Source organism: Serratia sp. 506_PEND (assembly GCF_001076875.1).
Taxonomy (GTDB): Bacteria; Pseudomonadota; Gammaproteobacteria; order Enterobacterales; family Enterobacteriaceae; genus Serratia; species Serratia marcescens.
Window position 1 is genome coordinate 2,296 of record NZ_JVEL01000309.1, and the last position, 7,742, is coordinate 10,037.

Sequence of the window (7,742 nt, forward strand, 5' to 3'; positions counted from 1 at the left end):
GCACAGCTCCATCCACGCCTTTTGCTCCGCCACGCAGATGTCCGGATCGTAGCTGTCGCTCAGCACGTAGATATCGAAGTGTTCCAGCTGACCGGTCGCGGCGACGGACTCATAGGTCGCACGCAGGCCGGCGAACACGCGTTCGACGTCTTCGTTGCAGATCGGCATGATCAGCGCAGTGCGGTGCGCCGGGTTGATCGGCTCATCGCCCTTGATGGTGGAGGAAATACTGTATTTGTCCTTGCCGATCAGCAGCTGCAGGAAGCCCATCAGCGCGGTCCAAAAACCGGCCGAGACCCAGCAGAACAGCACGGCGAACAGGATCAGAATGCCGGTTTGCAGCACATACGGCAGCAGCTGCAGCACCGACTGCATCAGATCCTGATCCAGCATGGCGATAGGATCGATCAGCGCCCAGCCCTGATAAGGCAAGATGGTTTTCATATACCAGGTAGCGATGCCGGTTTGCACCAGCATCAGCACCAGCAGCACATAGCGGCGCATGGAGCCGACGGTACGCCAGCGGTTTTCAGCCTCGGCCTCCTCTTTGGTGGCGTGCCGATTGTGCGGCGAACGCCCCAGCAGAGAATCCCAGAAGCGCGCCACCGGGTTGGTGCGCCAGGCCTCCGGGAACATGGTGGTCCGTTTGATCGGCGGCGTCGCCTTCAGAATGGCGCGCCCTTCGGCGTCGGTGTCGAAGTCGTCATCGCTGACCGCATCCGGCCAGGCGTTTTCGATACGCGGTTTGACCGAGGCCAGCGCCACGTCATCCGCCGACAGGCTATTGACGTTGGCGTCAGCGGCGCCCATCTGCCGATGGAGCGCCTCCAGTGCCTGAGCGTCATCCGCCGTTTGAGGGTTGAGCGCCTCCGACCGCTCGGCGGTCAGAGGCAGCGCCGCAAGATAATCCTGGGCGGGTTGAGTAGGCTTATTCATTGGCAGGTAGCTGATAGCTCCAGGTTTCCGACAGAGTCTTATCGCCATTGACCAGTGCCGCACGCATTTCTACCGGCTTCTTGTCGTCTTTCACTTTCAGACGCACCGTCAGGCGCCAGCCTTTGGTCACTGGGTTATAGCGGACGTTGTTTTCTACCATCTCACCGTTGTCGCCGATGCTGATCTGAGAGGCGACCGGCGTATTGGCATCCAGCCCTTTCAGCACCGGGCCAACGAAGTCGACCAGGAAGGCCACGCTGCCGTCTGGCTCGCGAATCAGGTTGGACTGCTTCACGTCGCCGGTCGAACGCATGGTACGAGCCACATAGGCGATATCTTGCGAATGCAGTTTGTCTTCATCGCGGGTGAAGTTCAAACGGTAGCTCAGCGTCAGCGGCTTTTTGGCCTCCGGCAAGGTATCCGGCGTCCAGAACGCGACGATGTTGTCGTTGGTTTCATCCGCCGTCGGGATCTCCACCAGCTCGACCTTGCCTTTGCCCCAGTCGCCCTTCGGTTCGATCCAGGCGCTCGGACGCAGATCGTAACGATCGTCCAGATCTTCATATTCTTTGAAGTTGCGACCGCGCTGCAGCAGACCGAAGCCTTTCGGATTCTCGACGGTATAGGTGCTGACGGACAGGTGTTTAGGATTGTTCAGCGGACGCCAGATCCACTCGCCGTTGCCGGCATGGATAGACAGACCGTTGGAATCGTGCAACGCCGGGCGGTAGTTCAGCGTCGGCGACGGCTGGTTCGGCCCGAACAGGTACATACTGGTCAACGGCGCCAGGCCCAGTTTGCCCACCTTGTCGCGCAGGAACACTTTGGACTCGACGTCCACGGTGGTGTCGCGGCCCGGGATCACCGTAAAACGGTAAGCGCCAGTGGCGCGCGGGGAATCCAGCAGCGCGTAGATCACCAGGTGCTTGTCGCCCTGCTTCGGACGCTCAACCCAGAATTCGCGGAAACGCGGGAACTCTTCGCCGGACGGCAAAGCGGTATCGATAGCCAGGCCGCGAGCGGAAAGCCCGTAAACCTGCCCTTTACCCACCACGCGGAAATAGCTCGCGCCCAGCAGGCTCATGATCTCATCGTTTTTGTCGGCGCTGTTGATCGGGTAGAGCACCTTGAAGCCGGCAAAACCGAGATTTTTCACCGATTCAGGGTCGTGTTTGACCGAACCGAAGTTGAAGTAATCCGGGCTGTACTTGATCTGTTTTACGCTGGTGGAGGTGACTTCGTTGATTTTCACCGGCGTGTCGAAGTACATCCCCTGATGATAAAACTCAAGCTTGAAAGGGGTTTTCAGCTTGCTCCAATAGGCTTTATCGTGATTGAACTGAATCTGCTGATAGTCTGCGAACTTCATCTCGCGGAACTGAGAAGGAAGGTTGCTCTTCGGGGCTTCGAAACCTTTCGCCGCCAGATCCTGCGCCTGCTTGGCGACATCATCAATAGAAAAGGCCCAAGCCGGCGAACTGAACAGCGTGAACAATACGGTCGCACCTAACCAACGAACGCTCGCGGCGCGTGGTTGTCCGGATAATATATTAACTAGCACATCCCCCCCTATTCGTGTGCTCAAATCATTTAAATCCATATTAATGGATTACTCAGCTTTCCGACAACATGATAAATGGATGGTTCATGTTTACGGCTCATTGTTTAAGCAGCTGATGGAACACCAGCGTAGCAAGCCGCGCAACAAGACGCTATGGAAAAATGCGGGGGGCTATAGTAGGGTTCCGGATAACAATTTAACGTTTGACGACTTATTAAGCGTGTTAATGAACTCTCGATTAAATCACCAGCGGTAATCTATGACTAAAGGCAGCAAACAGCGCGAGTTTTTCCTCGACTCCATCAGAGCCTATTTGATGTTGCTCGGCATTCCGTTTCACCTCTCCCTGATTTATTCCAGCCACGCCTGGGCGGTGAACAGCGCGTCGCCCTCCTTCTCGCTCACGGTGCTGAACGACTTTATCCACGCCTTCCGCATGCAGGTGTTCTTCGTGATATCCGGCTACTTCTCCTACATGCTTTACGAGCGCTACGAGCGCCACCAGTGGCTGAAGGTCAGGCTGGAGCGAGTGGCGATCCCGCTGTTGAGCTCCATCCCGCTGATCACGGTGCCGCAGTTTTTCATGCTGAAATATTTCACCGATAAATTAAACGGCTGGGATGAATTTTCTCTCTATCAGAAAATAAATGTAACAGTTTGGGAATTGGTTTCTCATCTGTGGTTCTTATTGACGCTGTCATTGTTAACCTGCGCCTGTTTTTATCTGTTCCGTAAAATCAAGCGTCAACCCCGTGAACATATTCCAACGTTAATAAACAGAATGCGCGGATTAGGAAACATCTCACTGTATTTCTTTATTTATGCGGTATGCTATTCGGCCGCGCACCGTATTATTTTAATTTTCGCCCCGCAGCTATTATCCAACGGCCTGTTCAATTTCGTGGTGATGGAGACGATGTTCTACCTGCCGTTCTTCCTCCTCGGCGCCTATGCGTTTAAGTACGTGTGGCTTAAGGAGATTTTTCTGCGCCGCTCGCCGCTGGCGCTGCTCGGCTCGCTGCTGCTGTTTATCGCATATATGCTGAACCAAAAGATGTTGGCGCACAGCAGCTATATGTTCGAGCTGGAAGTGGTGATCAAAACCCTAATGGGGATCCTGATGACCAACGTAGTGTTCTCTTTCGGGCATAACCTGCTGAATTATCACTCGCCGCGCATCACCTATCTGGTCAACGCCTCGCTGTTTATATATCTGGTGCACCATCCGTTGACCCTGATATATGGCGCTTTCGTGACGCCGTATATCGGCAACAACCTGTTGGGATTCTTGCTGGGCCTGCTGTTTGTGTTCTCTCTGGCCTTCGCGCTATATGAACTGCACAAGCGCATTCCGGTGCTGCGCTTCCTGTTCTCCGGCAAGCCGCAATAGGCTTCCCACCCCATTTCTGGGTGATGATTTATCATCCAGAAATTAACCTCACCAATGATAAAGCGCCTCACTACCTCGGCGCAGCGATAGCTGCCCTGAGCATTTTCCTAATATTAATCCTAATCCCCGGGATACATTGCAAAACGGCAACTGCCTGTTACGCTCATTATTCATACTTATAAATCAGTTGCGTTACTTTCTGGGCTAGGTACACATATGAGAGAAGCATGGGTCGATTATGCCAAGGGAATCGGCATCATTCTCGTGGTTTTTGGCCACGTCAATCGGGGTCTATACAGCGCGGGCATTCAGCTTTCTGGTTCATCCTATCTACTGACAGACAGCATCCTCTACAGTTTTCATATGCCACTGTTTTTCTTCCTTTCCGGCCTGTTTTTTACGCAGTCCTTGGATAAAAAGGGAAAAACACGCTTTGTGATCAGCAAGATAGACACCATCGTTTATCCCTATGTCATCTGGTCGCTGCTGCAAGGCATGGTGGAAGTGCTGTTGTCGCGCTATACCAATAACCCTGCCAGCCTGGGCGATATCCTGTCGCTGTTTACGCATCCGCGCGCGCAGTTTTGGTTCCTGTATGCCTTGTTCATGGTCTTTATTTTGGCCACCTTGCTGTATAGCAAAGAAACATACCGCTATCTCCTGCCGGTATTGATCGTTATCAGCGCGGGGCTGTATGTCTACCAAGACAGCCTCACCAAAGCCTTCCATTTTGATTACATTACCCGATTCTTGATCTTCTTCCTGCTGGGCGTTTTTGCCATTCGCTACGCTTCGCTCATCGCCCATCTGGGTTTCGGTTCGCTGCTGGCCTCCCTGATCGCGTTTATCGCGTTGCAGTGGGGATTCCACGGCTATTCAGGCTTGCTGTATACCGATACCGGAAGTTTCTCCCTGTTACTGGCGATTGAAGCCATCTTCTTCATCGTCAACCTGTCGGTTCTGTTGGCCAAAACGAATCTTTCCTGGCTGCGCCGACTCGGCGAATTGAGCATGGTCATCTATTTGATGCATATCCTCGCGGCCAGCGGCTTACGCATCGTACTGACCAAGTTTATGCATATCAGCCATTGGCCAACACAAGCGATCGCCGGCACGCTGTTCGGGCTAATCGCCCCTGTTATCGCCTATGCGCTGATACAACGCCTGCATCTTACTTTTCTGTTGGAGCGTCCTCGTTTCAATAGCCGTCTGCGAAAAGAAAAAATCTCCTGAAGGCGGTTCAACCGCCTTCACGTTTTCTCCCCGTCGCTATACTTGATGACGCAACCTATCGGTTGCGTCATCTCTCTCTTGCCATGCAGAGCACACATTGCTCAGCCTGGCGTCGCCCGTTAGGGCAAAGTGATACGGCTGCATAGATAACCTAGCCGTTATAACTGCAATGCATAAGTAGAAATCCGGATCCCTGCCTTACGGTAGTGATTGGGCTCAACACCCCCGAAGGGCTGCGCGATCGTTTAATTTATTCGATGGCGTTAGCTGCATCTCCCTTCCGTCACGACAGAGAGGATTTTGAATGACCGATAAGACCCCCCCGGCTCAAGAAGCCATAGCGGAAAACGCCACCCTGCTGAAGATCCTCGGCAGGTTGCTGTCCGCGCTGGACGCTTCGATCAGCGGCAAAGAACGCAGCGTTTTGGTCGCTGAGCTTTCCAACTTCAATCTCGACGGTATTTCTGAAGCGGAAAGCAAGCTGGCCACCGAACTGATCAAACGGGCGCTGGAATCGCTCGATCATTAATCCTACCGCGCCTGCAAACCATTAAGCCTGCCTGCGCGGGCTTAATGGTTTTTCCTCCGCCGAATGGGGCATTATTGCCGAAACAGAAATACAGCAGCCTGATAATGTTAGATAAAAGGCAGAATTTCCCCTCTTCTCCTCACTTTCGTAGTTCAAACGTGCCAACAGGCAATAATTGATCGGTTGTTTTCACAATCAGCCTTGGCGTTTTACCCACTAAACACGTTATCATCGGCACACGCGCAGTGCCCCCTATTCCCAGCCTCAGGAGAGCAATATTTTGGATGCCAGCACCATTAACAGTTTGTTCGTCATCGGTGCCGTGCTGGTGGGGGCAAGCATTCTGCTCAGCTCATTTTCTTCCCGGCTCGGCATTCCGATCCTAGTGATCTTCCTGGCGATCGGCATGCTGGCCGGCGTCGATGGCCCCGGCGGCATCGTCTTCAGCAATTACCCGGTCGCTTATCTGGTCAGCAACCTCGCGTTGGCAGTGATCCTGCTCGACGGCGGCATGCGTACCCGGGTCAGCTCTTTCCGCGTCGCCCTGTGGCCGGCACTCTCTCTCGCCACCGTCGGTGTAGTGATCACCGCCGGTCTGACCGGCATGGCCGCCGCCTGGCTGTTCAATCTCGATCTGCTGCAGGGGTTGCTGATCGGCGCCATCATCGGTTCCACCGACGCCGCCGCGGTCTTCTCCCTTTTGGGGGGCAAAGGTTTGAACGAACGCGTCAGCGCCACGCTGGAGATCGAATCCGGCAGCAACGATCCGATGGCGGTGTTTCTCACCATCACGCTGATTGCGATGATCGCCGCCGGGGAAACCGCACTGAGCTGGACCTTCCCGCTGCATCTGATGCAGCAGTTCGGCATGGGCATCGTCTTCGGTCTGGGCGGCGGCTGGCTGCTGCTGACGCTGATCAACCACATCAAACTGGCGGACGGCCTCTATCCGCTGCTGGCGGTAAGCGGCGGTATTCTTATTTTCGCACTGACCACTGCGCTGGACGGCAGCGGCATTCTGGCGGTGTATTTGTGCGGCCTGCTGCTGGGCAACCGGCCGATCCGCAACCGTCACGGCATCGTACAAACCTTCGATGGCCTGGCCTGGCTCAGCCAGATCGGCATGTTCCTGGTGCTCGGGCTGCTGCTCAACCCGCACGAGCTGCTGCCGATCGCCATCCCTGCTCTGCTGCTGTCGCTGTGGATGATCCTGTTCGCCCGCCCGCTGTCGGTGTTTATCGGCCTGCTGCCGTTCCGCAGCTTTACCCTGCGCGAACGCGGCTTTATTTCCTGGGTCGGCCTGCGCGGCGCGGTGCCGGTGATTCTGGCGGTATTCCCGATGATGGCCGGGCTGCCCAACGCCCAGCTGTTCTTCAACGTGGCGTTCTTCGTGGTGCTGGTCTCCCTGCTGCTGCAGGGCACCACACTGTCGTTCGCCGCTAAAAAAGCCAAGGTGATCGTACCGCCGGCGCTGACGCCGATCTCCCGCGTTGGGCTGGATGTACACCCGGAAAACCAGTGGGAACAGTTCGTGTATCAGCTTTCGGCGGAAAACTGGTGCGTCGGCGCTGCGCTGCGTGAGCTGAAAATGCCGCCCAATACCCGCATCGCCGCCCTGTTCCGCGGCAAAGAGCTGCTGCATCCTAGCGGCAGTACCCGGCTGCGGGAGAACGATATTCTGTGCGTCATCGGCCATGAGCACGATCTGCCGATCCTCGGCAAGCTGTTCAGCCAGGCGCCGGCCGTGACGCTCGACGAACGCTTCTTCGGCGACTTTATCCTGCAATCCGACGCCCGTTTAAGCGACATCTCGCAGGTTTATGGCCTCAATCTGCAAGACGACGTCGACGAGCAGCAGACGCTGGGGCAGTTCGTCATTCAGCTGATCGGCGGTGAACCGGTGATCGGCGACCAGGTGGAATGGGACGGCCTGACCTGGACCATAGCCGAAATGGACGGCAATCAAGTCAGCAAGATAGGCGTCCGAATCGTAACTGACTGACGCTACCGCGGACGGCGTTACCCGATGAGGGAACTTCTGGCCTTAAGAACGTTCTTAATCACTATCAAGATGCATGAAATAGAGCGTCGCT

Annotated in this window: 5 protein-coding genes and 1 pseudogene; 4 read left to right on the forward strand and 2 right to left on the reverse strand. The window is 55.3% G+C overall.

Annotation, left to right across the window (positions count from 1 at the left end):
- Together ADK28_RS32930 and mdoG are read right to left on the reverse strand one after the other, a co-directional pair.
- Positions 1-936 (reverse strand): annotated as a pseudogene (locus ADK28_RS32930) (glucan biosynthesis glucosyltransferase H); the annotation flags it as partial.
- Entirely contained in the window at positions 929-2,497 is a 1,569-nt protein-coding gene (gene mdoG, locus ADK28_RS08505) for a glucans biosynthesis protein MdoG (RefSeq protein ID WP_025302384.1), read from the reverse strand. The gene mdoG and the pseudogene ADK28_RS32930, both read right to left, overlap by 8 nt.
- A gap of 259 nt (positions 2,498-2,756) precedes the next feature.
- Between mdoG and mdoC the strand changes: the two genes are divergently transcribed.
- The 4 genes from mdoC (at position 2,757) to ADK28_RS08525 (ending at position 7,651) form a co-directional block, all read left to right on the forward strand.
- Positions 2,757-3,887, forward strand: coding sequence for a glucans biosynthesis protein MdoC (gene mdoC, locus ADK28_RS08510; RefSeq protein WP_016928225.1), 1,131 nt, complete (start codon positions 2,757-2,759; stop codon positions 3,885-3,887).
- A 216-nt stretch (positions 3,888-4,103) separates the two neighbouring features.
- The gene (locus ADK28_RS08515; RefSeq protein WP_048795418.1) at positions 4,104-5,120 is read left to right on the forward strand and encodes an acyltransferase family protein; all 1,017 of its coding nucleotides are present in this window, start codon (positions 4,104-4,106) and stop codon (positions 5,118-5,120) included.
- A gap of 304 nt (positions 5,121-5,424) precedes the next feature.
- Entirely contained in the window at positions 5,425-5,649 is a 225-nt protein-coding gene (locus tag ADK28_RS08520; protein WP_016928227.1) for a hypothetical protein, read from the forward strand.
- A gap of 280 nt (positions 5,650-5,929) precedes the next feature.
- Positions 5,930-7,651 (forward strand): potassium/proton antiporter, encoded by a 1,722-nt coding sequence (locus tag ADK28_RS08525; protein ID WP_015377414.1) that lies wholly within the window; start codon positions 5,930-5,932, stop codon positions 7,649-7,651.
- Positions 7,652-7,742: the final 91 nt, after the last annotated feature.